This window comes from Kribbella sp. NPDC104218, from assembly GCF_055584105.1.
On record NZ_JBVJMQ010000001.1, the window covers coordinates 3,325,235 to 3,347,960 of the forward strand.

A 22,726-nucleotide genomic window follows, 5' to 3' on the forward strand; every position below is an offset into this window, starting at 1 on the left:
AGTTGGAGGTCATGCGCGAACGGACCTTCACCGAGCAGGCCCGGCGGGCCCAGCTGATCGACGTCACGATCGAACAGGTGGCCGAGCACGGCTACCCGGCCACCTCGCTGGCGCGGATCGCCGCCGCCGCGGGGATCACCAAGGCCGCGGTCATCTACCACTTCGCCTCGAAGAACGCGCTGGTCGAGGCGGCGCACGCGCAGGTCCTGTCCGCCCTCGTCACCACGGTAGGGACGGCGGTCGACGCGGCCGGGCCCGCCGACGCGCCCGCGGCGTACGTCCGCTCGATGATCGGCCACCTGCGCGAGCATCCGCGGCACACCCGGATGATCATCGAGGCGATGACGAACGTCGTCCCCCCGGAGCAGCTCCTCGAGCAGCGCGTCGCTCGCTGGTCCCCGCTCGCCGAGCTCCTGCGCGCCGCCCGCGCGGCTCACGGCCTCGTCGCGGAGGTGGATCTTCGGACGGCGGCCCTCGTTATCGGCGGCGGTATCGACGCGATCGTCCAGGAGTCGCTCAGCGACCCGTCGTACGACACAGCTCCCGCGGCCGAGCTGCTGATCGAGGCTCTGCAGCTTGCCTGGCTGGCACCACGAAACTGAGCAGGCTCCCATCCCGCTCAACCACCGCCTCCGGCCAGCGCCGCCGCACCATTTGCAGACTCCGCTCATTGGAAGCGCCAACCACCAACAGAAAATGCGTAGCCCCCGCAGCGACCGCATCCGCCGCGGCGGTCGCCAACATTCGCACGCCTAACCCCCGCCCCTGCTCTTCGTCAGCAACCACCGCCGCCAGCTCAGCAATCCGAATCTGGCCCGGCTGCGCAGAGGAGGCGCCGGCGCTCGGCGCTGCCTGCGTGGGAAGGGACGCGGGGGTTGCCCAGGCCCACATGGCGTGGGCTGCGGGACGGGCGGCTCGGGTCGCCAGCCAGGCGGCGCCGTTGGGGTGCAGGAGGTGGTTGAGCAGGGTGCGGCGGGGCGGGGCGCCGATGGCGGTCTGGAAGCGGTGGTGGCGGCTGGCGTCGGAGAGGCCGGTGAGGAGCTGGGAGAGGAGCTGGACGTCGGACTCGGCGGCGGGGCGGATGGTGACGGCAGGGGCAGCTACCTGAGTCTGATTCACGGATTCAGCTTGGCTGGGGTTTGCTGAGTCTGTCAAGGAGACTTATCGTGATGGGTATGGCGGAACCGGAGGCGATGAGCTGGTCGACCGAGAACTGCACGATCTCGCGGACGATGGAGATCCTCGGCGACAAGTGGACGTTCCACGTCTTGCGGGAGCTGTTCGTCGGCGTCCGCAAGTTCGAGGACATCCGGGCTCGGGCCGGGATCCCGCGGCAGGTGCTGACGGATCGGCTGGCCGGGCTGATCGAGCGCGGCGTCATCCGCCGGCATCCGTATCGGGTGCCCGGGCAGCGGGAGCGGTCGGAGTATCGGCTCACCGAGGCGGGGCTGGCGCTGTACCCGGTGCTCGTCGCGCTGATGCAGTGGGGTGATCAGTACGTCGCCGTCGACGCCGGCCCGCCGATCGAGGCGCGGCATCGTGAGTGCGGCGGTCAGGTGCAGGTGGTGCTGCAGTGCGAGGCCGGGCACGAGCCGGCTCCGCGCGAGGTGGCGATCCGGCCGGGGCCGGGCGCCGTCCGCCGGGAGCCGGCTGCTTAGAGCTTGTCGCTCAGAGCTTGTCGATCGCGGCGCGGATGAGGCGCTCGGTGTCGCGCGGCTGGGCGGCGGCGATGGACAGGGCGTCCATCGTGACGACGTACGTGTCGAGGTCCTCGCGTTTGTCCAGGTAGACGGCGCTGGTCAGGTGCTCGATGTAGACGATGTCGGGCAGGTCGGTGGCGTTGAATCGCAGCAGCGTGAACGAGCCGCCGGTCGCGGTGTAACCGCCGGTGCCGAACGGGATGACCTGCAGCGTCACGTTGTGCCGCCGGGACGCCTCGATCAGGTACTCGAGCTGGTTGCGCAGGATCGTCTTGCTGCCGATCGGGCGGTGCAGCACGGCCTCGTCGATGACGGCCCACAGCCGCGCCGGCCGCTGCCGCGTCAGCACATCCTGGCGGCGCATCCGCAAGGTGATCAGGCGATCCTGCTCGGCGCGCGGGAGCGGCTCGTCCAGCCGGCCGAGCGCGACCACGGCGCGGGCGTAGTCCGGCGTCTGGAGCAGGCCGGGGACGAACTGGAGCTCGAAGGTGCGGATCAGGTCCGCAGCCATCTCGAGGCCGATGTAGGAGTTGAACCAGCTCGGCGTGAGGTCGTCGTAGCGCTGCCACCAGCCGGGGTTGTTGGCCTCGCGGGCCAGCGTCAGCAGCCGGTCGCGCTCGACGTCGTCCTCGAGTTTGTAGAGCGTGAGCAGATCCTCGACGTCGCGGACCTTGAAGCCGACCCGGCCGAGCTCGAGCCGGCTGATCTTGGACTCCGAGCCGCGGATCGCCCAGCCGGCGTCCGTCCGGCTGATCCCGGCCTCCTCGCGGAGCCGGCGCAGGTGGGCGCCCAGCATGATGCGCAGGGCGGTCGGCCCGCCGTACGCCGCTTCCGTCACGCCTGTCCCTCCCGGTCTGCACTAGCGCAGCGATCATTTCACAACCGAATGTAACCGCGTCTACCCCCGACCCGCGTACACGACGTGTTCAGGGAGCCTTACTGTCAGTAGAGTCTCCTCACAGACTTCCCGACATTCACGAGGTTCAGCACATGCCAGACACCAGCAAGGCTCCCAGTTCGGTTCCGGTCGGGGTGGATACCACCAGGGCCAGTATCGCCCGGGTGTACGACGCCTTCTTGGGCGGCAAGGACAACTTCGAGGTCGACCGCGAGGTACTCCGCGGCGTTCAGGCGGCCGCGCCGCAGGCCCAGGACCTGGCCTGGTCGAACCGGAACTTCCTGATCCGCGCCTGCCGGTTCCTCGCGGGCCAGGCGGGGATCACGCAGTACCTCGACTGCGGATCCGGGTTGCCGACCGCCGAGAACACCCACCAGGTCGTGCAGCGGATCCAGCCCGATGCCAAGGTGCTCTACATCGACAACGACCCGGTGGTGCTCGCGCACGGCCGCGCGCTGCTCGAGGAGAACGAGAACACGCTCTTCATCGCGGCCGACATCTTCGAGCCCGAAGCGGTCCTGAAGGTGGTCAAGGAGCAGGACTTCCTCGACTTCACCCAGCCGATCGCCGTGATGCAGGCCGGCACGCTGCACCACTACATCGGTTCCGAGGGCGCGCAGATCATGCAGGAGTACGTCGACGCGGTGGTGCCCGGGTCGTACACGGTGATCTCGCACTTCTTCGACCCGGAGACGCCGGAGCACACGGCGGTCGCCCAGAAGATGGAAGACAAGTTCATCCACAGCCCGATGGGCAGTGGCCGATTCCGCACCCGCGCGGAGCTGATGGAGTTCTTCCCCGGCCAGGAGCTCGTCAACCCCGGCCTCGTCCTCTGCGACGACTGGTGGCCGGACGGCCCCCGCATCAAACCGCTCAACCAGGTCGAAGAGTGCATCGTCGGCGCCGTCGGCCGCAAAATCTAGAACCCCAACCCCGAAGCGCCCGGAACCACCAGGTTCCGGGCGCTTGCCGTTCGCCGTCCTCGGGTTGCCCGGGCGGTGCTGGTCGTTTGTCTGGGGTGAGTGGTCGGGGCGCCGAGATGGGGGTTGCCGCAAGCTCGTGGGCGTGGGGGGTGGGTCAGGGGTGTTCGGAGATTAGGGTGGCGAGGGTGTTGGGGGTTAGGGCTTGGAAGATGTGGGGGAGGTCGCCGGGGTAGGCGAGGTAGTCGCCGGGGTGGAGTTCTACGGGGTTGTCGGCGGGGCCTACGAGGGCTCGGCCGGTGCCGAGGAGGACGTGTTCGACGACGCCGGGCATGTGGGGGTCCGAGCGGCGGCCGGGGCCTGGGTTGACGGCGATGCGGTAGATGTCGCGGCGGGCGTAGGGCGGGGAGGAGGCGACCAGGGTAGCGCTGTACTCGGGGTTCTCGGAGTAGATGACCGGGCCCTCGCCGGCGCGGATGAGCTGGACCTGCGGGCGGGGCGGGTCGAGGAGCGCGGCGAAGGGCGTGTCGAGGGCGACGGCGAGGGCCCACAGGGTCTCGACGCTGGGGTTACCGGTGCCGGACTCGAGCTGGGAGAGCGTCGACTTCGCGACCCCCGCGCGTTTGGCCGCCTCGCTGAGCGAGAGACCGGCGCGGGCGCGGTGCCGGCGTAGCGAGGCGGCGATCACGTCCAGTGGCGCCTTGGTATCCATCGGTGTTCGCTCCATCGGTCTAGGCGTTCGGCTTGACGAACGAAAGCTGACGTGTTCATCATAATGGCCATGCGTTCGATCTGGCGAACACTCGACCGGCGGCTCGCCCGCGACATCGCCCTGGTCTGTCTTGCGGACGGCGTGGTCGCGGTCTCGTACGGCGCGATCAGCGTCGGCAGCGGGCTGGCCTGGTGGGTGCCGGTGGTGTTGTCGGTCGTGGTCTTCGCCGGCGCGTCGCAGTTCCTGTTCGTCGGGATCGTGGCGGCCGGCGGCAGCCCGATCGCCGCGACGATCGCCGGCCTGCTCGTGAACACCCGGCACGTCGCGTTCGGCCTGGCGGTCAGCGACGCCGTCGGGACCGGCTGGCGCCGCTGGCTGGGCAGCCACGTGATGACCGACGAGAACGTCGCGTTCGCGATCGGCCAGGACGACCCGCGCCGGCGGCGCGCGGCCTACTGGGCCTGCGGGATCGGCATCTTCGTCTGCTGGAACCTCGGCGTCCTGATCGGCGCCGCGGCCGGCTCGGTGATCACCGACACCGACGCCTTCGGCCTCGACGCGGCCTTCCCCGCCGTCCTGCTCGCCCTCGTCCTGCCCGCCCTCCGCGACAAGTCCACCCGGACGGCGGTACTCGTCGGAGTGGTGATCGCACTCGCGACGACGCCGGTCCTGCCGGCCGGCGTCCCGGTGCTGTGCGCCCTGCTGGGGCTGGCGTTCTACCGCAGTCCGAAACTCGTGGAGGCGACCCGATGACCAACACCCCGCTGCTCCTCGCCGCGATCGGGATCCTTGCTATCGGCACCTTTACGCTCCGGATCGCGGGCCCGGCGATCAGCAGCCGGTTCGAGCTGTCGGAGCGCGTCCAGCGCATGCTCGCCGCGGCGGCCGTCGTCCTGCTCGCCGCGGTGGTCGCGACCGCCGCACTGACCGAGGGCCACGGCCCGGCCGGGGTCGCCCGACCGGCCGGCGTTCTGGTCGGCGGCGTCCTCGCCTGGCGCAAGGCGCCGTTCATCGTCGTGGTGGTCGCGGCCGCCGCAACAGCTGCTGGACTGCGTCTACTCGGGGTTGAGTAATCCGGCTACGGTGGCGCCATGAGCAGCTACTCCGCCCCTGCTGCGCCGCGTCGACGACTGGTCTGGATCGGTATCGCCTGCTGGTTGGCAGGCCTGGCGCTCACGGCGTTCTTCGTCGTGCGGATCGTCGCGTCCGCGCCCGCCACGCCGCAGCCCGCGCAGGGCACCGTGACGCTGAGCGAGAAAGGCCTGACGATCTGGGCCTCGATCCCGGTCGAGGGTGAGCCGTGCGGCGTCAAAGACGCCCAGGGCAACGACATCCCGCTGGTCGACCCGCGCGGCACGGAGCAGATCACCGTCAACGGCGACAGCTGGTACGTCGTCGCCCGGTCGGCCGAGCCGGTCCCCGCGGGCGACTACGCCGTCGAGTGCACGGACGAGGTGGACGGCGCGGAGTACGGCATCGGCCCGCGGAGCACCGTGACGTCGTTCGTCCTGTCGATCTTCGGGGCGATCGGCTCGTTCCTGGTGTTCGGGGCCATCGGCGCGATCCTGTTCACCATCGGCATGATCAGAAGCCGTCGCGCGCCTGTCGGTCGCGTGCCGGGCTACGCGCCGCCCCCTGGCAGCCCGGCCCCGCCGGTCAACCAGACCTTCCCCGCGCCCCCGCCGTACGTCCCCGGCTCGAACCCGGACCGCCCGCAGGACCGCTGATCGGTCCGCTCGGGTCTGTTTGGATGGGGGAATGGATCTCGACTGGCCCGGGTGCCGGAACGTACGCGATGTGGGTGGTTTGCCGACCGGAGACGGACGGCGGATTCGGCCCGGCGTGCTCATTCGCTCGGAGAGTTTGCAGTACTTGACCGCCGCGGGGGTCGAGGCGCTGGGCAAGGCGGGCGTCGGGCGGATTCTGGATCTGCGCAGTGACGGGGAAGTCGAGTTGGCGCCGACGCCGTTCACCGGGACGGCGCTGGCCGTGCGACAGCGGGTCGCGGATCCGGCGGATCCGCAACACGGGCAGCCGACGATCATCGCCGCGTGCACGTGGATGCTGGATCGGCGTCCGGAGCTGTTCGCCGCGGCGGTCAAGGCGGTGGCGGACGAGGAGGACGGCGCGGTCGTCGTGCACTGCCACGGCGGCAAGGACCGGACGGGGATGGTGGTCGCGCTGGCGTTGCGGGTGGCCGGCGTACCGGACGACGAGATCGTCGCCGACTACTTCCTGACGCAGAGCCGGCTCCAGCCCTGGCTGGAGGAGCAGCTGGCCGCGGAGCCCGACACCGCCAAACATCCGGAGATGATCGAGTTCCGCGACACCCGCGCCGAGTCGATCGTCGCGATCCTGCGGCACGTGGACGACGTGTACGGCGGCGCCGCGGCCTACCTGCGCCACGGCGGTCTCACCGACGCCGACCTGGATCGGCTGCGAGACCGCCTGATCGAGCCCTAGACCGTGCGGGGCTGCTCGCGCAGACCGACGAGGAAGCCGAGCCCCCACGACATGTGCATGGTCATCACGATCATCGGCATCCGGGCCAGCGCCTTCCACGGCAGGTAGCGGCCTTCGAAGACCGAGCCGAACAGGATCAGGACGCCGTACCCGACCGGCGCCAGGAAGCCCAGGTCGAGCCAGGTGATCCCGGTGATCAGCCCGACGATGCCGAGCAGCGTGCCGAGCGCGATCGCGATCACGGCCAGCGGCGGCGCCAGGTAGCGCTTGTTCGCGGTCTCCGGGTGCCGGCGGACGACCTCACGCCGCCACTGCCCGGTGTGGAAGAACTGCTTGGCGACCGCCGACAGCGAGGAGCGCGGCCGGTACGTCACCGACAGGTCCGGGCTGAACCAGATCAGGCCGCCGGTCTTGCGGATCCGGTAGTTCAGCTCCCAGTCCTGGGCGCGGTGCATGGTCTCGTCGAACCCGCCGACCCGCTCCAGCGCCGCCCGCCGGAAGACGCCGAGGTAGACCGTGTCGGCCGGTCCGGCCTTACCGCCCTGGTGGAACGTCGACGCGCCCAGCCCGAGCCGGGACCGGTACGCGCACGCGACCGCCATTTCGGTCGGCGTCCGGCCCTCGGCGGCCATCACGCCGCCGACGTTGTCCGCGCCGCTCTCGTCCAGGACCTCGACCGCGCGGGTGATGTACCCGTCGGTGAGCGCGCCGTGGCCGTCCACCCGGACCAGGATGTCGTGCCGCGCGTGCGCGATCCCGACGTTCAGCGCGGCCGGCGTCTTCCCGGTCGGGTTGTCCACGATGCTGATCCGCGGGTCGCGGTCGGCGAGCTTCCCGGCGATCTCGTGGGTGCGGTCCTTGCTCGGCCCGATGGCCAGCACGACTTCGAGCTCACCGGGGTAGTTCTGCTCGAGAACGCGGCCGACCGCCTCCTCGAGGTGGCGCTCCTCGTTCAGCACGGGCATCACGACGGACACGGGCGGCCAGTGGGACAACGGCATATCAGGTCAGGCCTTACAGATCGAAGCGACGTCGTCGACGTCGTTGGCGGGTTTGGTCGGTGAGCCCGTCGGCTTCTTCGAGGTCGACGTACTCGGTTTCTTGGTGGTGGCGGTGCTCTGCGGTGCCTCGGACTTCTTACCGTCCCCCTCCTCGGCGGCCTTGTCCAGCGCTTCCGATTTCCGGATCGCGTCGGCCACCTTGGAGCGGATCAGCTCGAAGTCCGGCTTGCCGGTGTGGATCAACGGCGGGACCGCGGAGAAGCTTGACACCGGCAGCTTCTTCGCGTCCAGCGCGAGGTCGGTGAAGGTACCGAGCTCACCGGCCGGAATGCTGGTCTTGACCACTTGTTTACTGGCCGCCGCGATGCCCTGGAACTTGGTCAGCACCGTCTGCGGGGACAGCTGGTTCAGCATCGCAGACATCACGCACTTCTGCCGAGTCATCCGCTCGTAGTCCGAGGACTCGGCGCGCGACCGGGCGAACCACAGCGCGTGATAACCGTCCAGGTGCTGGTTCTTCCCGGCCTCGATGTAACCCTTGATCGGCGAGCTGCCGCCGCCGATCGGGACCCGTTTGCCGATGTCCAGGGTGATCCCGCCGACGGCGTTCAGCAGGTCGCGGAACCCGGCCAGGTCGATCAGCACGTAGTAGTTGATCTTCAGCCCGGTGGTCGCCTCGACGGCCTGCTTGGTCGCGGTCTCACCCGGGTTCGGGTCGCCGGGGAAGAGGTCCTTGTGATTGACGGCGTACGTGTAGACGGCGTTCAGCAGGCACTCGGCCGCGCACTTGTTCCACCGGAAGCCGTCCGGGAACTCCTTGTTCATCGCGGTTCCGGCCGGGAACGGGACCCGGGCCAGGTTCCGCGGCAGGCCGATCAGGACCGTCCGGCCGGTGTCGGCGTCGATACTGGCCACCGTCATGCTGTCCGGCCGGGTGCCGATCCGGTCCGCGCCGGAGTCGCCGCCCATCAGCAGCACGTTGTAGCGGCCGTGCTCGGCCTTGGACTTCTGGCCGTTGCCGAAGACGCTGGCGACGAAGTCACGCTGGGTGTTCACGAACGAGCTGGCCCAGATCAGCGCGCCGGCCACGACGAACACCAGGACGGCGTCCAGGATGCTGGTGGTCAGCCGGTGGTTGCGCTCCAGCGTCAGCGGCTGGCCGAGCCGGTAGGCGTCGACGAACAACGCGGCCCACCCGATCGCCAGCAGGATCAGCAGGATCTGGACGACGCGCAGCGTGCCCGGCCGGGCCAGAAGGTTGATGGTGCCGGAGCGCCAGATCAGGCCCAGCAGCACCAGGAAGATCACGATCGCCAGCAATCCGGCGACGATTCGCCAGGCGTATCGCCCGGCACGTTTACTACCCGCCACGATCTGCGCGGACCCGGGCAGCACCAGGGTCATCAACACCAGCGCCAGGGCCCGCTTGAACCGCACCGGCTCGCTGAGGTTGCGCAGGTCTGCTTTCTCCTGCGGCATGAGGTCCTTCCGTTCTCGGCTCGGGCGGGCTCTGCCGACCGTACCGTGTCGCTCCCACCGTCAGGAGGTACGACGTGCCGGAGGCCGCGATGGTTCGAGCCGAAGACGAAGCGTAGCAGGGCGGCCACTCAGTGCAGGAAAACCCCTGCATACACCCTGTGGTCGCCTGGTTTCACACGGTTGTGATGGTGCTGTGCGCTACCGATCGGTTATCTGTTCTGCACACCGCAAACAGTGAGGAACCGCCCCATGAAACTGTTTCGTCCCCTTCTGGCTGCCGTCACGGTGGCCACCGTCGGGCTCACCGGCCTGAGCACCGCCCAGGCAGCGCCGGCGTCCACGACCGCCCCGGCCGCCGTCCAGGCCCCGGGCGCGGACTACACCGGCATCGCCGGTCTCAGTAACTGCTCGGGTTCGCTGGTCCGCTTCGCCGAGTCGCAGCCCACCGACCCGGCGCTGATTCTCACCAACGGTCACTGCCTGGAGAGCGGGATGCCGGCGCCGAACCGGGTGATCGTGAACCAGGCGTCCAGCCGGACCTTCAGGCTGTACAAGTCCGCGACGCAACCGACCCGTGCGGGTACCGTTCGCGCGAACCGCGTGCTGTACGCGACGATGACCAAGACCGACGTCGCGCTGTATCGGTTGACCGAGACGTACGCGGCGATCCAGTCGCGGCTGCCGGGCGTCAACCCGCTGACGCTGGCCAAGTCCGCGCCCGCGAACGGCGCCGGGATGGCCGTCATCTCCGGCTACTGGGAGCGGATCTACACCTGCTCGGTCCAGGCCACCATTCCCGAGCTGCGCGAGGCCGGCTGGGTGATGAAGAACTCGATCAAGTACCGCCAGCCGGGGTGCGAGACCATCGGCGGGACGTCGGGCTCCCCGATCGTCAGCACCAGCACCGGTGAGGTGATCGGCGTCAACAACACCGGGAACGAGGACGGCGGCCGCTGCACGCTGAACAACCCGTGTGAGGTCGACGCGAACGGCAACATCACGGTCGATCGGGGTGCGGCGTACGGACAGCAGACCTTCTGGTTCTACAGCTGTCTGACGGCGTCCCGGACGATCGATCTCAACAAGGCCGGGTGCCAGCTCGCGAAGTAGCTGGTCACTCTCCGGGGTCGGCCGTCATTGCGCGCGGCCGACCCATGGAGTGTGAGTGACGTAGAGCACTGTGATTGAGGTAACGTCGCGCCGCATGGCAGTCGACTCCTCCACCGCACCGGTGACGACGAGCAATTGGCCCAGTCCCTTCGGGGTCCGCACCCGACTCGTGGCAGCCAGTGCGCTGATGCTGTTCACCGAGCTCGCGCTGATCCGCTGGACCGGATCGAACGTCGTCCATCTCAGTTACTTCTCGAACTTCGTGCTGCTCGGGTCGTTCCTGGGCATCGGTATCGGCATCCTGCGCGCCGGTAAGGCCAAGCGCCTGCCGTACTACTCGCCGGTGATGCTCGGCCTGCTCGTGCTGGTGATCGCGTGGAAACCCGTCACCGTCGACCGCGGCTCGTCGTCCGATGTCGTGTACTTCACCAGTCTGAGTACGACCGGGCCGCCGGTCTGGCTGATCCTGCCGATCATCTTCATCGCGGCGGCCGTCGTCCTCGCCGGTCCGGCCGAGCTGGTCGGTCGGTGCTTCACCGAGCTGCCGCGGCTGACGGCGTACCGGTTCGATCTGATCGGGTCGCTGCTCGGCATCGTCAGCTTCACCGTGCTGTCGTTCCTGGGCGCGCCGCCGGTCTGGTGGGGGCTGATCGTCACGATCGTCTTCGCCGCGTTGATGATTCCGCGGTCGCGGGGCGCCGGCGTACCGGTGCAGTCGATGGTCGCGACGGTGGTGACCGCGGCGCTGGTGCTGGTCCCGTTGCTGGCGATGGTCGGCGTCCTGGTGAACGAGTCGACCAAGTCGGAGAACAGCTGGTCGCCGTACTACAAGGTGCAGACCAAGTCCGAGGTCCACAAAGAGGTGCCGCTGCTGACGATCACGGTGAACGGCGTACCGCATCAGCAGGCGATCCCGGCCGACTTCCGGCTGCAGTGGGAGCCGCAGTACGGCCTGCCGTACGAGCGGGCGAACGCCGGTAAGGCGCCGAAGAACGTGCTGATCATCGGCGCCGGCTCCGGTTCGGATGTCGCGATCGCGCTGAAGAAGGGCGCCGAGCACGTGGACGCGGTCGAGATCGACCCGCGGATCCGCGATATCGGCAAGGCGCTGCACCCGGACAAGCCGTACCAGGACCCGCGGGTCTCGTCGCATATCGACGACGGGCGCGCGTTCCTGTCCCGGTCCGACAAGAAGTACGACCTGATCCTGCTCGCCCTGCCGGACTCGCTGACGCTGGTGAACGGCGCGAGCTCGCTGCGGCTGGAGAGCTACCTATTCACGCAGCAGGCGTTCGAGTCCGCGCGCGACCACCTGGCCCCGGGTGGCGCGTTCGCGATGTACAACTACTACCGCGAGACCTGGCTGATCGACCGGCTCGCCTCGACCGCCGAGCAGGCCTTCGGCCACAAACCCTGTGTGGACAAGGTCGGCGACGACCTGCAGCAGGCCGTCGTCACCGTCGGCCTGACCGAGGCCGACCAGAACTGCGGCGCCGCCTGGGCCGGGACGACGTCCACCACCCCGCCGCCGGCCACCGACAACCGGCCGTTCCTCTACCTGTTCACCGACCGGATCCCGTCGCTCTACCTGATCACGATCGGCCTGATCCTCGTCGCGGGCGTGATCGGCGTCGGCATCGGCGGCGGCGGCTCGTCGTACAAGCGGATGCGCCCGTACGCCGACCTGTTCCTGCTCGGCGCCGGCTTCATGTTGCTGGAGACCAAGAGCATCACCGGTTTCGCCCTGCTCTTCGGGACGACGTGGGTCGTGAACGCGATCGTCTTCGCCGGCGTCCTGGTCGCCGTCCTGGCCGCCGTCGAAGTCACCAGACGCTTCAAGACCCCACCAATGAAGGTGATGTACGCGATCCTGTTCGGCGGCCTGCTGCTGTCCTGGATCTTCCCCGACAACTGGCTGCTCTCGATGCCCGTCGGCCTCCGCGCCGTCGTCGCCGTCCTGATCGCCTTCACCCCGATCTTCGCCGCCAACGTCATCTTCGCCAAACGCTTCACCGACACCGCCGACGGCACCGCCTCCTTCGGCGCCAACCTCCTCGGCGCCATGCTCGGCGGCTGCCTCGAATACGGCGCCCTGCTGATCGGCTTCGACGGCCTCCTCATCATCGCCGCCCTCCTCTACATCGGCGCCTTCCTCCTCACCCCCAAGGTGCGAGCCGCGGTCGGCTGATCGACCCCCAGACCCCCTGGTACGGGTTCGGCCCGTTCTGGGGGGTTTGGGGTGGTGGGGTGCGAGGATTTGGGTATGACATGGCTGGTTAGTGGTGGGGCTGGGTATATCGGGGCGCATGTGGTGCGGGCGTTTCTTGCTGATGGCATCGATGTGGTGGTGGTCGATGATCTGTCGAGTGGGAAGGCGGAGTTCGTGCCGGGCGGGGTGCCGTTCGTGCAGGCGAATCTGCTGGATGGGGACGCCGTGCGGGGGGCGCTGGCGGGGGTGAGTGGGGTGGTGCACCTGGCGGGGTACAAGTACGCCGGGGTGTCGGTGGAGAAGCCGTTGCACACCTATACGCAGAACGTGTCGGCGATGGTTTCGTTGCTGGCGGCGATGGACGCGGAGGGCGTGCGGAATCTGGTGTTCTCGTCGAGTGCCGGTGTCTACGGGACGCCGACGGACGAGGTGGTGACGGAGGAGACCACGCCGGCGCCGGAGTCGCCGTACGGGGAGACGAAGCTGATCGGGGAGTGGCTGCTGCGCGACCAGGCCGCGGCGACCGAGCTGCACCACACGTCGTTGCGGTACTTCAACGTGGTCGGCTCGGGTGACCCCGAGGTGTACGACGCCAGTCCGTACAACCTGTTCCCGATCGTCTGCAACCTGCTCAGCCAGGGCAAGACGCCGCAGATCTACGGCACCGACCACCCGACCCCGGACGGGACGTCGGTCAAGGACTACGTGCACGTCGCCGACCTCGCCCGCGCACACGTCGCCGCGGCCCGCGCCCTCGACGGCGGCACAAAACTCGCGCCGGTCTACAACCTCGGCAGCGGCACCGGCACGTCCGTCCGGCAGATCATGGACGCCGCCCGCCGCGTCACCGGCATCGACTTCACGCCCGGCGAGACCCCCCGCCGCCCCGGCGACCCCTCCCGCGTCGTCGCCAACGGCGACCTGGCCACTCGCGACCTGGGCTGGCAGAACACCCACACCGTCGACGAGATGTTCGCCTCCGCCTGGGCCGCCTGGCCCGCGAACCGCTAACGCTCCACAATCGACGCGCCGACCGCGCTTCCCCGCTCACACGGCAAGCTGCCGGCCAATTGTGTAGCGCTGGCGATCCGCACCTCCATTAAAGTCCCGGCCATGAGCTACCTACAGCAGGCGCCGGTGGGGTGCGGGTGCGGGCGGGAGGTGCGGCAGCCGTGGCGTACGCCGGACAGCGCCTACAGCCCGGCGTCGTTCGTGGGTGGGCTGTTCTGGCTGGCGCTCGGCGTCGGGTCGGTGATCGGCGGGTGGACCGTGTTCGGCCTGGCCGTGCTCGGTGTTCTCGCGGGGTTGGTGCTCGGCGCGCTGGTGGTGCAAGGACGCCGGGGGCATCGCGGCGGCTGCCTGGTCAGGCGCGGGTTCTGGTTCGGGATCGCCGTCTCAGGCCTGCCGCTGCGCGTCGCCTACTGGTTCAACTTCTAGTACTCCTTGCGGAACGGCCCCGACGGCGTGAGGTCGAGCAGACCGGGCCCGGTGAGGACGCCGCCTTCGACCGGCAGCGTGTGGCCGGTGATCCAGGAGGCGTCGTCCGAGGCGAGGAAGGCGACCGCGGCCGCGACGTCCTCGGGCTCGCCGACCCGGCCGAGCGGGTAGAGCTTCTTGAACTTCTCCAGCGTGTCCAGCTGGTTGTCCCAGTTCGGCGTCCGGATCGTCCCGGGCGCGACGACGTTGAAGCGGACGCCGAGGCCGCCGTACCGGGCCGCGTAGTTCGTCGTCATGGCGATCTGGCCGGCCTTCGCGGCGGCGTACTCGAGGTTGCCGAAGGCGCCGATCGCGTTCACCGAGCTGATCGTGACGACATTGCCGCGCGCCTCCACCAGGTGCGGGAGCGCGGCCTGGATACAGCGCGCGGCGCCGACCAGCGTGAGGTCGAGCTGGCGATGCCAGTCCTCGTCGGTGGTGTCCTCGGGGACGGAGGTGACGATGCACCCGCCGGCGTTGTTCACCACGACGTCGAGCCGGCCGAACCGCTCGACGGTCGCCGCGACCGCCGCGTCGACGTCCGGCCGCTGTGTGACATCGACCCGCAGCCCGAGACCGCCGATCTCGGCCGCGATCTCCTTGACCTTGTCCTCCTGCAGATCGGTCACCACGACCGACCCGCCCTCGGCCGCGATCCGTCGCGCCACCGCGGCGCCGATCCCTTGCGCGCCGGCTGTGACCAGCGCTACCCGCCCCTCGAACCGCTGCACTGTCAGTCCTCCAACACTCGGTCGATCTTCTCGTCCGCTACGCGGCGGTCGAGCTTCGCGGGATCCAGATTGCGGCACAACACGATCGACCCGCCATCCGTGATCGCCCCGATCAGGACCCGGAGCCCGTCGGGCGTCGTCAGATCGCGCGTCGTCAGGATGCGATCCGCGAACGGCGTCGCCGCCTCGATCAGCTCGGCATGCGTCAGCTCGTCGTACGCCGGGGAGTCGGCCGTCGGCGGGTCGAACGGGACGAACACGTCCGGGTGGTTGTAGACCTCGGCCCCGTAGTCGTGCACGCCGTCCGGCAGCGGCTCCCGGAAGCGGCCGCCCAGCGGCAGCAGCGCGGACGCGATCGTCTCCCGCTCGCCCCGGACGGCGAAGTCCGGCCCGGTGATCGCAAGCGTGCCCGGCCCGGAGGTCAGCGACGCCCCGGCCGACCAGGTCGCGAGCGCCCAGACCACGCCGAGCCAGTGCGGCGGCAGGCCGATCGCCACCGTCTCGCCGGCCTCCAGGTCGTACTCGTCGACGAGCAGGTTGGCCGTCTTGGCCACCCAGTTCGCCGTCGTCAGCGCGCTCAGCTCGATCCGCTCACCGGTCGCGTCGTCGTAGTACGTCAGCAGCGGGCTCGCGCCGTCGCGCCGCACCGCCGCCGCGAACACCTCAGGCAGAAGTCGTGACATATGGCCCAGCCTACGGTCCGCGAACCGGCCTAGCGTGGCCGGTATGTCACCACTCCTCGCACTGCCGGCGGGCGGCGAATGGCTGGTCATCCTGGCTGTCGTCGTCCTCCTCTTCGGCGCAAAGAAACTCCCCGAGCTGACCCGCAACGCGGCCCTGGCGATGAAGGAGTTCAAGAAGGTCCAGAACGAGTCCGACGAACCCGCTTCGACCCCCGTCGAACAGCCCCGGAGCTGACCCCGGAAACGGCTTACCCTGCAGTCGACCGGCAGCTCGCCGGCTGGGCTGCCGGGAGGGTGTCACGTGCTGGGACTGTCGAGCTACGGACTGCGATTCGGCCCGCCGAACTCCCTGACGGTGACGGTCGTCGTCGGCCTGGTCTTCTTGCTGGCCGGCGTCGCCGGGATCCTGCTCACCAATCGCCGGATCGCCGCGGCCCGCGCGCAACTCCCGCCGCCGCAGCCCCCGCACCTCGGCCCGCCGCCCCAGCAGCCGTACGGCGTCCCCCCGGCCCAGCCGCCGTTCGGCCAGCCCCAGTTCGGCCAGCCCCCGATGAGCCAGCCCCCGGTTGGCCAGCCCCAGTTCGGCGGCCCGCCGCCGCAGTACGCCGGTCCGCCGCAGCCCCCGTTCGGCCAACCGCAGTTCGCCGGCCCGCAGCAGCCGCCGTTCGGGCCGCCGCGGCCGGTCAGCTCACCTGAGCTGCAGCGCGCCCAGACCCTGCGCGGCTTCGCCATCGCGGCCCTGATCGCGGGCATCCTCGCGATGGGCGTCCACTACGAGGTCCGGCTCGACGGCCGGATCGCGATCCCCGAGGTGGCCGGCGGCATCCCACGGGTGCCGACCCCGCCGGCGGTCGAAGCGGACGCACAACGCCAACTCCGGAACGGCAGCTCGTTGAAGTACGGCACGTACGAGCACCCGAAGTACAAGGGCGTGCGCGGCCCGGAGGCGAGTGTGATGGTCTTCTACGGCCTCGAAGGCAACCAGCAGCCGAGCGCCACCTTCGACCGCGCCTTCGTGGCGCTGGGCAAGAAGGGCAAGCTTCTGAACGGGGTCAGCGACCACCCCGGCGGTCGTGGCAACGAGACGATCCGGTGCGCGTCACTGCAGGGCCCGGGTTTCGTCGAAGCACATTGCTTCTGGGCCGATGCGACCACGTTCGGGCACCTGTTCGCCACGGAGATCACCGAGGCCGAGCTGGCCGAGCTCCTGGCCCGGATGCGACCCGACCTCGAGCCGACCGCCTGACCGGACGCGAGCCCGGCATCCCATAAAGTCTGGGGCATGTTGATCCTGGTCGGGCTGGGCGTGGTCCTGCTGCTGACTGTTGCCACCGGCTACTTCGTGTCGCAGGAGTTCGCGTACGTCGCGGTGGACCGGAGCCGGCTGCAGACGCTGGCGGACGGCGGCAGCGCGGCGGCCGAGCGGGCGTTGAAGGTGACGGCGCGGTTGTCGTTCGTGCTGTCCGGCTCGCAGGTCGGGATCACCGTGACCGCGCTGCTCGCCGGGTACTTCGCCGAGCCGTACCTGGGTGAAGGTCTGGAGGGCGTCCTCGGCGCCGCCGGGGTGCCGACGGCGGTGAGTATGTCGCTGTCCGTCGTCCTCGCGCTGCTGCTGGCGACGATCATCCAGATGGTGCTCGGGGAGCTCGCGCCGAAGAACCTGGCGATCGCGAAGGCTGAGGCGATCGCGTTGCGGTTGTCGCGCTCGACGCTGATCTACCTGACGGTCGCCGGTCCGATCATCCGCGTCTTCGACGCCGCCTCGAACCGGATCCTGCGCCGGGTCGGGATCGAGCCGGTCGAGGAGCTGCCGCAGGGCGCCACCGCCCAGGAGCTGGACCGGATCATCGTGTCGTCGTACGAGCAGGGCCTGCTCGACGAGGACACCATGCGGCTGCTCGACCGCGGGCTGGACTTCCGCGGCCGGACGGCGGACGAGGCGATGGTCCCGCGGGTCGACGTCGTCACCGTGCACCGCGACGACCCGCTGACCAAGGTGGTCGCGCTGCAGGACACCGGTCACAGCCGGTTCCCGGTGATCGCCGGCTCGGTGGACGAGGTGGTCGGGGTGATCGCGGTCGGGGACGTCGTCGCCGTCGAGCCGGTCGACCGGCTGCAGGTGACGGTCGGGTCGCTGGCTTCGCCGCCGGTCGTCGTACCGGAGACGCTCGCGTTGCCCGCCGTCCTGGAGCGGTTGCGGACGGCGCACCGGCAGCTGGCGATCGTCGTCGACGAGTACGGCGGTTTCGCCGGGATCGTCACGCTGGAGGACATCGCCGAGGAGCTGGTCGGGGCGATCCGGGACGAGGACGACCTGCCCGAGACCTCGCCCGTTCAGGGCGGTGACGGGTCGTGGGTGCTGCCAGCCCGGTGGCGGCTCGACGAGGTGGAGGAGTCGACCGGGATCGCGCTGCCGGACAGTGACGACTACGAGACCGTGTCCGGGCTGGTGATGGAGCGGCTCGGGCGGATCCCGGCGATCGGTGACGAGGTGGTCGTCGAGCTGCCGCAGCGGCTCGACCACGAAGGACGTCCGGTACCGGCGGAGTTCGTGAAACTCGTCGTCCAGACGCTGGAACGCCGGGTTCCCGGCCTCGTCGTGATGGAGCGGGTCGGATGAGTACGACGCTGGCACTGATCATCTCCGTCGCATTGCTGGCGGCGAACGGGTTCTTCGTGGCCGCCGAGTTCGCGCTGGTCGCGTCGAAGCGGCATCGGCTGGAGGAGGCCGCGGCGGCCGGCAGCCGGTCGGCGCGGTCCGCGATCGCGGGGATCAGCGACCTGTCCCTGATGCTCGCGGGGGCGCAGCTCGGGATCACGTTGTGCACGCTCGGGCTCGGCTCGCTCAGCGAACCGGCGATCGCGCACCTGCTGCATCCGTTGTTCGAACTCGTGCATATCCCCGAGGGCGCCGGGCATGTGATCGCGCTGATCATCGCCGTCGGCGGGATCGGTCTGCTGCATGTGCTGCTCGGCGAGATGGCGCCGAAGTCGTGGGCGATCAGCAACCCCGAGCGTGCGGCGCAGCTGCTGGCGATGCCGTTCCGCGGGTTCACGACGCTCGTTCGTCCGCTGCTGCTGGCGCTGAACGGGATCGCCAATCTCTGCCTGCGCCTGATCGGCGTCACCCCGCAGAACGAGCTCGCCAGCGCCCACGGGCCGGACGAGCTGCGCCTGTTGATCGAATCCTCCCGCGAGCACGGCACCCTCGAAGCGCCCGAGCACGACCTGCTCACCGCGATGCTCGCCCTGCAGAACATCACGATCTCCCAAGTGATGACCCCGATCGAGCGGCTCGTCACCGTCCCCTACGACGCGTCCGCCCGCGACGTCGAGCTGACCAGCCGCCGCGAGGGCCGCTCCCGCCTGGCCGTCGTCACCGGCCCGACCATCTGCGGCATCGTCCACGTCCGCGACGCCGTCCGCGCCACCACCACCGGGGGCACGACCCTCCGCGCCGCCGAGCTGATGACCGCACCGCTCAACCTCTCGCCGACCACCCCGGTCGCCACCGCCATCCGCACCATGCGCGACCGCCGCTCCCAGCTCGCCGTCGTCTGCACCGGCACTGACCCCCTGGGCGTAGTGGCCCTGGAAGACCTGCTCGAACAGGTCATCGGCGAGTTCGACGACGAGACCGACCCCATCATCACCGCCGCGGCAGAATCACCGGCCCGCCGCTCCCCGGATGCTCCCAAACCTCCACCGGATGCCGATAAACCCCGCTGAGCAACTCCGCCGTCAACACCTCTCCAGGCTCGCCCTCAGCAACCACCCGCCCTCCGTCCAGCACCACCACCCGATCCGCATACCCCGCTGCCAAGTTCAAGTCATGCACCACAACCACCACCGCATCTGCCTCGGCGGCCTGCGCGCGGGCGAGTTGGAGGACTGCTTCTTGGTGGTGGAGGTCGAGGGCTGCGGTTGGTTCGTCCAGCAAGAGGAGTTGGGTTTGCTGGGCGAGGGCTCGGGCCAGGGAGACTCGGGCGCGTTCGCCGCCGGAGAGGGAGTTGAAGGACCGGTCGGTGAAGGGGGTGATGTCGGCGGTTTGCAGGGCGGCGCGGATGGCGTCTTCGTCGTGGGCGGCTCGGGGGGTGTTGTGCCAGGGGGAGCGGCCCATCGCGACGATGTCGGCGACGGAGAAGGGGAAGGAGATGGCGGACTGCTGGAGCATGACGGCTCGGCGCATGGCGGTTTCGACGGGGGACCAGTGCGACAAGGGTTCGCCGGCCAGGTGCACCGAGCCGCTGTCGGGGGTGTGGTCGCCGGAGAGGACGCCGAGGAGGGTCGACTTCCCCGCGCCGTTGGGGCCGACGAGGGCGAGGACTTCGCCGGTGCGAACGGCGAGTGAGACGCCGTCCAGGATGACGGCGCCACCGAGCCGCAGCGACACGTCGCGGACTTCGGCGATCGTCGTCCCGGCGTCCAAGCGCGTCGGGAGGCGGCGTCTCATCCCCAACCTCCTTGCCGAGTGCGAGTACGCCGAAGCAGCCAGAAGAAGAACGGCGCGCCGACGAGGGAGGTGATCATGCCGATCGGCAGGTCCGCGTTCCGGATCAGCGTCCGCGCCAGCAGATCGGCGACGATGGTCAGTACCGCGCCACCCAAAGCACTTGCCGGGAGCAACAACCGGTGGCCGGGCCCGGCGATCATCCGGATCAGGTGCGGGACGACGAGGCCCACGAAACCGATGATCCCGGCGAACGCGACGCCCGCCCCGACCAGGAGCGCGACGACCACGATCACGGTCAGCCGGAGCCGTTCGACGTCCACCCCGAGGTGGGCCGCGGAGCGGTCCCCGAGGGCCAGCAGATCGAGCCGCCGGGCGAGCACGATCGAGGCGACCACGCCGACTGCCGTGAACGGCAGCACCGCGGTCACGGCCGGCCAGGTCGCGCCGTTCAGGCTGCCCAGCTGCCAGAAGACGAGCTGCTCCCGCGCGCTCGTGTTCGCGATGAACGTCGCGAACGAGATCAGCGTGAAGGCCAGCGAGTTGACCGCGATCCCGGTCAGCACCAGCGTGACGACCTCCGTCCGGCCGCCGGCCCGCGACAGCGAGTGCACGAGTAACGTCGTCCCCAGGCCGGTCACGAAGGCCGCCGCCGCGATCGTCCAGTTCCCGAGGAAGGTCACCCCGGTCACGATCACCAGACTCGCGCCGACGGCCGCGCCTGACGACACCCCGACCACCGACGGCTCGGCCAGCGGGTTCCCGAACACGCCCTGCATCAACGCCCCGGCCGTTGCCAGCGAAGCCCCGACCAGGACGGCGAGCGCCACCCGCGGGAACCGCACCTTCCACAACGCGTTGTCACCCTGGGGATGACTCGGCATCGGCCCGACGTCGAGGCCGAGCCGGTGCATGATCGACCCGACGATCTCGGCCGGTGGGATCCGCAGCTGACCGATGCCCGCGGCAACGATCGTCAGGACCACCAGCGCGACGACCAGGAACCCGACCAGGCCCAGCGATCGCAACCGGCTCAAGGCGTGTAGACCGCCTTGGCGAGTGCGGCGACCGTCCGTCCGGTCCGCGGCCCGAAGCCGAGCAGCTCGGTGTCGTTCATATCGATGATCCGCCGCCGCTGACCGGCCGGCGTCTGGCCGATCCCGGGCAGTTTCAGCAGCCCGTCGACGCCCTTCACCGACTTCAGCCCCTCGGTCATCACGATGATCACCTCGGGTTGCGCCCGGATCAGCGCCTCGCTGGTCAACGGCACGAACGTCTTGTCCAGCCCGATGTCGGTCCCGGTGTCGACCCCGCCGATCGCCTTGATCATCGCGTCCGCACCCGATCCCGGCCCGCTCATCAGGTACACGCCGGCCGACCCGCGGATGTACAGGAACGTCATCCGCAACGGTTTCCCGGACGCTGGCGCGAGGGCGAGGGACGTCGTGATCTCCTGCTCGGTCCGCTTGACCAGCTCCGCGCCGCGGTCCGGCACGCCGAGCGCCGCCGCGACCGCGCGGATCTGGCTCGGCATCCCGTCCATCGTCCGCGCGTCGCTGAAGAAGATGACCGGTACGCCGGATGCCCGCAACTGCTCGATCACCTCGGGCGGCCCGATGCTCTTGTCGGTCAGCACCACCGTCGGGTCGAGGGACAGGATCGCCTCGGCGTTCAGGTCGTGCGCGGACGGCGTCACTTTCGGCAGCTTGGCCGCCTCGGGGAACCCGGTCGAGGTGTCCCGGCCGACGACCTTGTCGCCGAGGCCGAGGCTGAACACGATCTCGGCCAGCGTGCCGTAGAGGTCGACGGCGATGATCCGGCTGACGTCCTTGACCTGTACCTGCTTGCCGTCACACGACTTCACGTCGACCGGCAGCTTCGGCTCGGATGTCGCCACCACCGGGTGGATCGCATGGTCGGTGAGCGTCGCCGTCGCCGGGCCGGTCAGCGTCTGCGGGTCCGGGCCGGGCTGTTCCGTGCTCGTTGCCTTGGGCAACGGTTTGCCGTCGGCGTCGGTGGTGACCGCGAAACCCTTGACCGGTGGGCGGCAGGCTTCGACGGTGGTGGTCTGCCCGGCGGCCGAGGTGGTGGCCGGTCCGGCGCACCCCACGGTGACGATGAGCAGCAGGACGACGAGGATCGCCGTCCGGTAGGTGCGGGACAGGTCCAGCGTCACGAGGCGACCTGGGGGTAGTGCGGCAGGATCTGATCGGCCAGCGAGGCCAGGACGTCGACGTTGAACCGGTAGGCCAGCAGGACCTCCTCCAGCACGCGCTCCTGCTCGGCGTCGTCGAACGGCGCCTCGTCGAGCAGCAACCGGTAGGCGTCCTTGAATGGCTTCGGTTTCACGTTGTCGAACACATAGAAGCGGACGCCGTCGCCGCCCGGGATCAATCCGTATTCGGTCGCGATCAGCCGCCCGATCGCCTGTCCGCCGGACAGGTCGCCCAGGTAGCGCACGTAGTGGTGGGCCACGAATCCGGCCGGCCATTCGGCCAGCTCGGCCAGGCGGGCGGCGTACTCGCGGGTCGCCGCGGTCGGCTCCGGGATCGGGACGCCGCGGGCGCGCAGGAAGGCCAGGTCGGCCTCGAGCGCCGTCCGCCGGTGCAGGTCCGGGAAGACGAACCGGCCGGCCACGGGGTCGCCGCTCAACCGGTCCGCGAGGTCTTCGAGGGCCTGGTAGATGGCGGCGTGCTGGGCGACCAGGGCGGCGTACGCCGTGAGGTCGAGCCGGCCCCCGGTCAGGGCCGTGAGATAGCTGCTTCCTTCGGCGTCCTGGTGCATGCGCATACTCCGCTCCCGGAGGCGCTGCGAGAACGACGGCTGTGCGGTGGCCGGCGGGCCCGATTGTGGGGTCACGAGAGTTAGGTTAGCCTAACCAATTGCATGTTAGG

Annotated in this window: 26 protein-coding genes; 15 read left to right on the top strand and 11 right to left on the bottom strand. The window is 69.7% G+C overall.

All coding sequences use genetic code 11. The features are described 5' to 3' along the window. The first annotated feature begins 11 nt into the window (after window positions 1-11). Window positions 12-602, top strand: coding sequence for a TetR/AcrR family transcriptional regulator (locus tag ACZ6ZD_RS15610; protein WP_465672392.1), 591 nt, complete (start codon window positions 12-14; stop codon window positions 600-602). Here the strand turns inward: ACZ6ZD_RS15610 and ACZ6ZD_RS15615 are convergent. Beyond that, window positions 517-891, bottom strand: a complete 375-nt coding sequence (locus ACZ6ZD_RS15615) for a GNAT family N-acetyltransferase (RefSeq protein ID WP_465672704.1) — start codon at window positions 889-891, stop codon at window positions 517-519. The two genes, ACZ6ZD_RS15610 and ACZ6ZD_RS15615, sit on opposite strands and share 86 nt — an antisense overlap. A 284-nt stretch (window positions 892-1,175) precedes the next feature. Here ACZ6ZD_RS15615 and ACZ6ZD_RS15620 point away from each other — a divergent pair, with 284 nt between their 5' ends. Next, window positions 1,176-1,658, top strand: a complete 483-nt coding sequence (locus tag ACZ6ZD_RS15620; RefSeq protein WP_465672394.1) for a winged helix-turn-helix transcriptional regulator — start codon at window positions 1,176-1,178, stop codon at window positions 1,656-1,658. Between the two features lie 10 nt (window positions 1,659-1,668). On the opposite strand, the gene ACZ6ZD_RS15625 is transcribed toward ACZ6ZD_RS15620, so the two are convergent. Next, window positions 1,669-2,538, bottom strand: a complete 870-nt coding sequence (locus ACZ6ZD_RS15625; RefSeq protein WP_465672396.1) for a helix-turn-helix domain-containing protein — start codon at window positions 2,536-2,538, stop codon at window positions 1,669-1,671. A gap of 152 nt (window positions 2,539-2,690) precedes the next feature. On the opposite strand from ACZ6ZD_RS15625, the gene ACZ6ZD_RS15630 reads away from it, so the two are divergent. Then, window positions 2,691-3,521 carry an SAM-dependent methyltransferase gene (locus tag ACZ6ZD_RS15630; RefSeq protein WP_465672398.1) on the top strand — a complete coding sequence of 277 codons (831 nt, stop codon included), beginning with the start codon at window positions 2,691-2,693 and terminating at the stop codon, window positions 3,519-3,521. 154 nt (window positions 3,522-3,675) lie between these two features. Here the strand turns inward: ACZ6ZD_RS15630 and ACZ6ZD_RS15635 are convergent, their stop codons facing one another. Then, window positions 3,676-4,230 (bottom strand): helix-turn-helix domain-containing protein, encoded by a 555-nt coding sequence (locus ACZ6ZD_RS15635; RefSeq protein ID WP_465672400.1) that lies wholly within the window; start codon window positions 4,228-4,230, stop codon window positions 3,676-3,678. Window positions 4,231-4,299: 69 nt separating this feature from the next. On the opposite strand from ACZ6ZD_RS15635, the gene ACZ6ZD_RS15640 reads away from it, so the two are divergent. Genes ACZ6ZD_RS15640 through ACZ6ZD_RS15655 form a run of 4 tightly spaced genes read left to right on the top strand, consistent with a single transcriptional unit; the run spans window position 4,300 to window position 6,693 of the window. Beyond that, on the top strand, window positions 4,300-4,983 hold the full coding sequence (locus tag ACZ6ZD_RS15640; RefSeq protein WP_465672402.1) for an AzlC family ABC transporter permease: 684 nt from the start codon (window positions 4,300-4,302) through the stop codon (window positions 4,981-4,983). Continuing rightward, window positions 4,980-5,303 carry an AzlD domain-containing protein gene (locus ACZ6ZD_RS15645; RefSeq protein WP_465672404.1) on the top strand — a complete coding sequence of 108 codons (324 nt, stop codon included), beginning with the start codon at window positions 4,980-4,982 and terminating at the stop codon, window positions 5,301-5,303. Before ACZ6ZD_RS15640 ends, ACZ6ZD_RS15645 begins: the two co-directional genes overlap by 4 nt. A gap of 18 nt (window positions 5,304-5,321) precedes the next feature. Beyond that, window positions 5,322-5,957: a hypothetical protein gene (locus tag ACZ6ZD_RS15650; RefSeq protein ID WP_465672406.1), complete on the top strand. Its 636-nt coding sequence runs from the start codon at window positions 5,322-5,324 to the stop codon at window positions 5,955-5,957. A gap of 31 nt (window positions 5,958-5,988) precedes the next feature. After that, window positions 5,989-6,693, top strand: a complete 705-nt coding sequence (locus tag ACZ6ZD_RS15655; protein ID WP_465672408.1) for a tyrosine-protein phosphatase — start codon at window positions 5,989-5,991, stop codon at window positions 6,691-6,693. Here ACZ6ZD_RS15655 and ACZ6ZD_RS15660 read toward each other — a convergent pair. Beyond that, complete coding sequence (locus ACZ6ZD_RS15660; RefSeq protein WP_465672410.1) at window positions 6,690-7,694, bottom strand: glycosyltransferase family 2 protein; 1,005 nt, start codon at window positions 7,692-7,694, stop codon at window positions 6,690-6,692. The genes ACZ6ZD_RS15655 and ACZ6ZD_RS15660 overlap by 4 nt on opposite strands. Before the next feature lie 6 nt (window positions 7,695-7,700). Then, on the bottom strand, window positions 7,701-9,173 hold the full coding sequence (locus ACZ6ZD_RS15665; protein WP_465672412.1) for an LCP family protein: 1,473 nt from the start codon (window positions 9,171-9,173) through the stop codon (window positions 7,701-7,703). 249 nt (window positions 9,174-9,422) lie between these two features. Here ACZ6ZD_RS15665 and ACZ6ZD_RS15670 point away from each other — a divergent pair, with 249 nt between their 5' ends. The 4 genes from ACZ6ZD_RS15670 to ACZ6ZD_RS15685 all read left to right on the top strand — a co-directional run bounded on the left by ACZ6ZD_RS15670 (window position 9,423) and on the right by ACZ6ZD_RS15685 (window position 13,929). Continuing rightward, window positions 9,423-10,283, top strand: coding sequence for a S1 family peptidase (locus ACZ6ZD_RS15670; protein ID WP_465672414.1), 861 nt, complete (start codon window positions 9,423-9,425; stop codon window positions 10,281-10,283). A gap of 94 nt (window positions 10,284-10,377) precedes the next feature. Then, the gene (locus ACZ6ZD_RS15675; protein ID WP_465672416.1) at window positions 10,378-12,471 is read left to right on the top strand and encodes a spermine/spermidine synthase domain-containing protein; all 2,094 of its coding nucleotides are present in this window, start codon (window positions 10,378-10,380) and stop codon (window positions 12,469-12,471) included. Window positions 12,472-12,546: 75 nt separating this feature from the next. After that, complete coding sequence (galE, locus tag ACZ6ZD_RS15680; protein WP_465672418.1) at window positions 12,547-13,503, top strand: UDP-glucose 4-epimerase GalE; 957 nt, start codon at window positions 12,547-12,549, stop codon at window positions 13,501-13,503. Between the two features lie 102 nt (window positions 13,504-13,605). After that, window positions 13,606-13,929 carry a hypothetical protein gene (locus ACZ6ZD_RS15685; RefSeq protein WP_465672420.1) on the top strand — a complete coding sequence of 108 codons (324 nt, stop codon included), beginning with the start codon at window positions 13,606-13,608 and terminating at the stop codon, window positions 13,927-13,929. Here ACZ6ZD_RS15685 and ACZ6ZD_RS15690 read toward each other — a convergent pair. Beyond that, window positions 13,926-14,699 carry an SDR family NAD(P)-dependent oxidoreductase gene (locus tag ACZ6ZD_RS15690; RefSeq protein WP_465672422.1) on the bottom strand — a complete coding sequence of 258 codons (774 nt, stop codon included), beginning with the start codon at window positions 14,697-14,699 and terminating at the stop codon, window positions 13,926-13,928. The genes ACZ6ZD_RS15685 and ACZ6ZD_RS15690 overlap by 4 nt on opposite strands. Window positions 14,700-14,701: 2 nt before the next feature. After that, complete coding sequence (locus ACZ6ZD_RS15695) at window positions 14,702-15,382, bottom strand: TIGR03089 family protein (RefSeq protein ID WP_465672424.1); 681 nt, start codon at window positions 15,380-15,382, stop codon at window positions 14,702-14,704. Between the two features lie 43 nt (window positions 15,383-15,425). On the opposite strand from ACZ6ZD_RS15695, the gene tatA reads away from it, so the two are divergent. The 4 genes from tatA to ACZ6ZD_RS15715 all read left to right on the top strand — a co-directional run bounded on the left by tatA (window position 15,426) and on the right by ACZ6ZD_RS15715 (window position 19,111). Further along, a complete protein-coding gene (tatA, locus tag ACZ6ZD_RS15700; protein ID WP_465672426.1) occupies window positions 15,426-15,617 on the top strand; it encodes a twin-arginine translocase TatA/TatE family subunit in 192 nt (63 codons plus the stop codon). 66 nt (window positions 15,618-15,683) lie between these two features. Then, window positions 15,684-16,628, top strand: a complete 945-nt coding sequence (locus tag ACZ6ZD_RS15705) for a hypothetical protein (RefSeq protein ID WP_465672428.1) — start codon at window positions 15,684-15,686, stop codon at window positions 16,626-16,628. A gap of 36 nt (window positions 16,629-16,664) precedes the next feature. Beyond that, the gene (locus ACZ6ZD_RS15710) at window positions 16,665-18,002 is read left to right on the top strand and encodes a hemolysin family protein (RefSeq protein ID WP_465672430.1); all 1,338 of its coding nucleotides are present in this window, start codon (window positions 16,665-16,667) and stop codon (window positions 18,000-18,002) included. Next, window positions 17,999-19,111, top strand: coding sequence for a hemolysin family protein (locus tag ACZ6ZD_RS15715; protein WP_465672432.1), 1,113 nt, complete (start codon window positions 17,999-18,001; stop codon window positions 19,109-19,111). Before ACZ6ZD_RS15710 ends, ACZ6ZD_RS15715 begins: the two co-directional genes overlap by 4 nt. Here the strand turns inward: ACZ6ZD_RS15715 and ACZ6ZD_RS15720 are convergent. The 4 genes from ACZ6ZD_RS15720 to ACZ6ZD_RS15735 are packed head-to-tail and all read right to left on the bottom strand — an operon-like array spanning window position 19,032 to window position 22,691. After that, the gene (locus ACZ6ZD_RS15720; RefSeq protein WP_465672434.1) at window positions 19,032-19,835 is read right to left on the bottom strand and encodes a heme ABC transporter ATP-binding protein; all 804 of its coding nucleotides are present in this window, start codon (window positions 19,833-19,835) and stop codon (window positions 19,032-19,034) included. The genes ACZ6ZD_RS15715 and ACZ6ZD_RS15720 overlap by 80 nt on opposite strands. Next, a complete protein-coding gene (locus tag ACZ6ZD_RS15725) occupies window positions 19,832-20,869 on the bottom strand; it encodes a FecCD family ABC transporter permease (protein ID WP_465672436.1) in 1,038 nt (345 codons plus the stop codon). Before ACZ6ZD_RS15725 ends, ACZ6ZD_RS15720 begins: the two co-directional genes overlap by 4 nt. Next, a complete protein-coding gene (locus ACZ6ZD_RS15730; protein WP_465672438.1) occupies window positions 20,866-22,008 on the bottom strand; it encodes a heme/hemin ABC transporter substrate-binding protein in 1,143 nt (380 codons plus the stop codon). Before ACZ6ZD_RS15730 ends, ACZ6ZD_RS15725 begins: the two co-directional genes overlap by 4 nt. After that, window positions 22,005-22,691 (bottom strand): biliverdin-producing heme oxygenase, encoded by a 687-nt coding sequence (locus ACZ6ZD_RS15735; RefSeq protein WP_465672440.1) that lies wholly within the window; start codon window positions 22,689-22,691, stop codon window positions 22,005-22,007. Before ACZ6ZD_RS15735 ends, ACZ6ZD_RS15730 begins: the two co-directional genes overlap by 4 nt. Between the last annotated feature and the right edge of the window lie 35 nt (window positions 22,692-22,726).

Bases quoted from the DNA above. Each gene is read 5' to 3' on its own strand.
- galE (WP_465672418.1), top strand. From the start codon at position 12,547: ATGACATGGCTGGTTAGTGGTGGGGCTGGGTATATCGGGGCGCATGTG.
- ACZ6ZD_RS15620 (WP_465672394.1), top strand. From the start codon at position 1,176: ATGGCGGAACCGGAGGCGATGAGCTGGTCGACCGAGAACTGCACGATC.
- ACZ6ZD_RS15640 (WP_465672402.1), top strand. From the start codon at position 4,300: ATGCGTTCGATCTGGCGAACACTCGACCGGCGGCTCGCCCGCGACATC.
- ACZ6ZD_RS15665 (WP_465672412.1), bottom strand. From the start codon at position 9,173: ATGCCGCAGGAGAAAGCAGACCTGCGCAACCTCAGCGAGCCGGTGCGG.
- ACZ6ZD_RS15645 (WP_465672404.1), top strand. From the start codon at position 4,980: ATGACCAACACCCCGCTGCTCCTCGCCGCGATCGGGATCCTTGCTATC.
- ACZ6ZD_RS15670 (WP_465672414.1), top strand. From the start codon at position 9,423: ATGAAACTGTTTCGTCCCCTTCTGGCTGCCGTCACGGTGGCCACCGTC.
- tatA (WP_465672426.1), top strand. From the start codon at position 15,426: ATGTCACCACTCCTCGCACTGCCGGCGGGCGGCGAATGGCTGGTCATC.
- ACZ6ZD_RS15615 (WP_465672704.1), bottom strand. From the start codon at position 891: ATGTGGGCCTGGGCAACCCCCGCGTCCCTTCCCACGCAGGCAGCGCCG.
- ACZ6ZD_RS15710 (WP_465672430.1), top strand. From the start codon at position 16,665: ATGTTGATCCTGGTCGGGCTGGGCGTGGTCCTGCTGCTGACTGTTGCC.
- ACZ6ZD_RS15685 (WP_465672420.1), top strand. From the start codon at position 13,606: ATGAGCTACCTACAGCAGGCGCCGGTGGGGTGCGGGTGCGGGCGGGAG.
- ACZ6ZD_RS15630 (WP_465672398.1), top strand. From the start codon at position 2,691: ATGCCAGACACCAGCAAGGCTCCCAGTTCGGTTCCGGTCGGGGTGGAT.
- ACZ6ZD_RS15695 (WP_465672424.1), bottom strand. From the start codon at position 15,382: ATGTCACGACTTCTGCCTGAGGTGTTCGCGGCGGCGGTGCGGCGCGAC.
- ACZ6ZD_RS15660 (WP_465672410.1), bottom strand. From the start codon at position 7,694: ATGCCGTTGTCCCACTGGCCGCCCGTGTCCGTCGTGATGCCCGTGCTG.
- ACZ6ZD_RS15655 (WP_465672408.1), top strand. From the start codon at position 5,989: ATGGATCTCGACTGGCCCGGGTGCCGGAACGTACGCGATGTGGGTGGT.
- ACZ6ZD_RS15650 (WP_465672406.1), top strand. From the start codon at position 5,322: ATGAGCAGCTACTCCGCCCCTGCTGCGCCGCGTCGACGACTGGTCTGG.
- ACZ6ZD_RS15635 (WP_465672400.1), bottom strand. From the start codon at position 4,230: ATGGATACCAAGGCGCCACTGGACGTGATCGCCGCCTCGCTACGCCGG.
- ACZ6ZD_RS15610 (WP_465672392.1), top strand. From the start codon at position 12: ATGCGCGAACGGACCTTCACCGAGCAGGCCCGGCGGGCCCAGCTGATC.
- ACZ6ZD_RS15715 (WP_465672432.1), top strand. From the start codon at position 17,999: ATGAGTACGACGCTGGCACTGATCATCTCCGTCGCATTGCTGGCGGCG.
- ACZ6ZD_RS15675 (WP_465672416.1), top strand. From the start codon at position 10,378: ATGGCAGTCGACTCCTCCACCGCACCGGTGACGACGAGCAATTGGCCC.
- ACZ6ZD_RS15720 (WP_465672434.1), bottom strand. From the start codon at position 19,835: ATGAGACGCCGCCTCCCGACGCGCTTGGACGCCGGGACGACGATCGCC.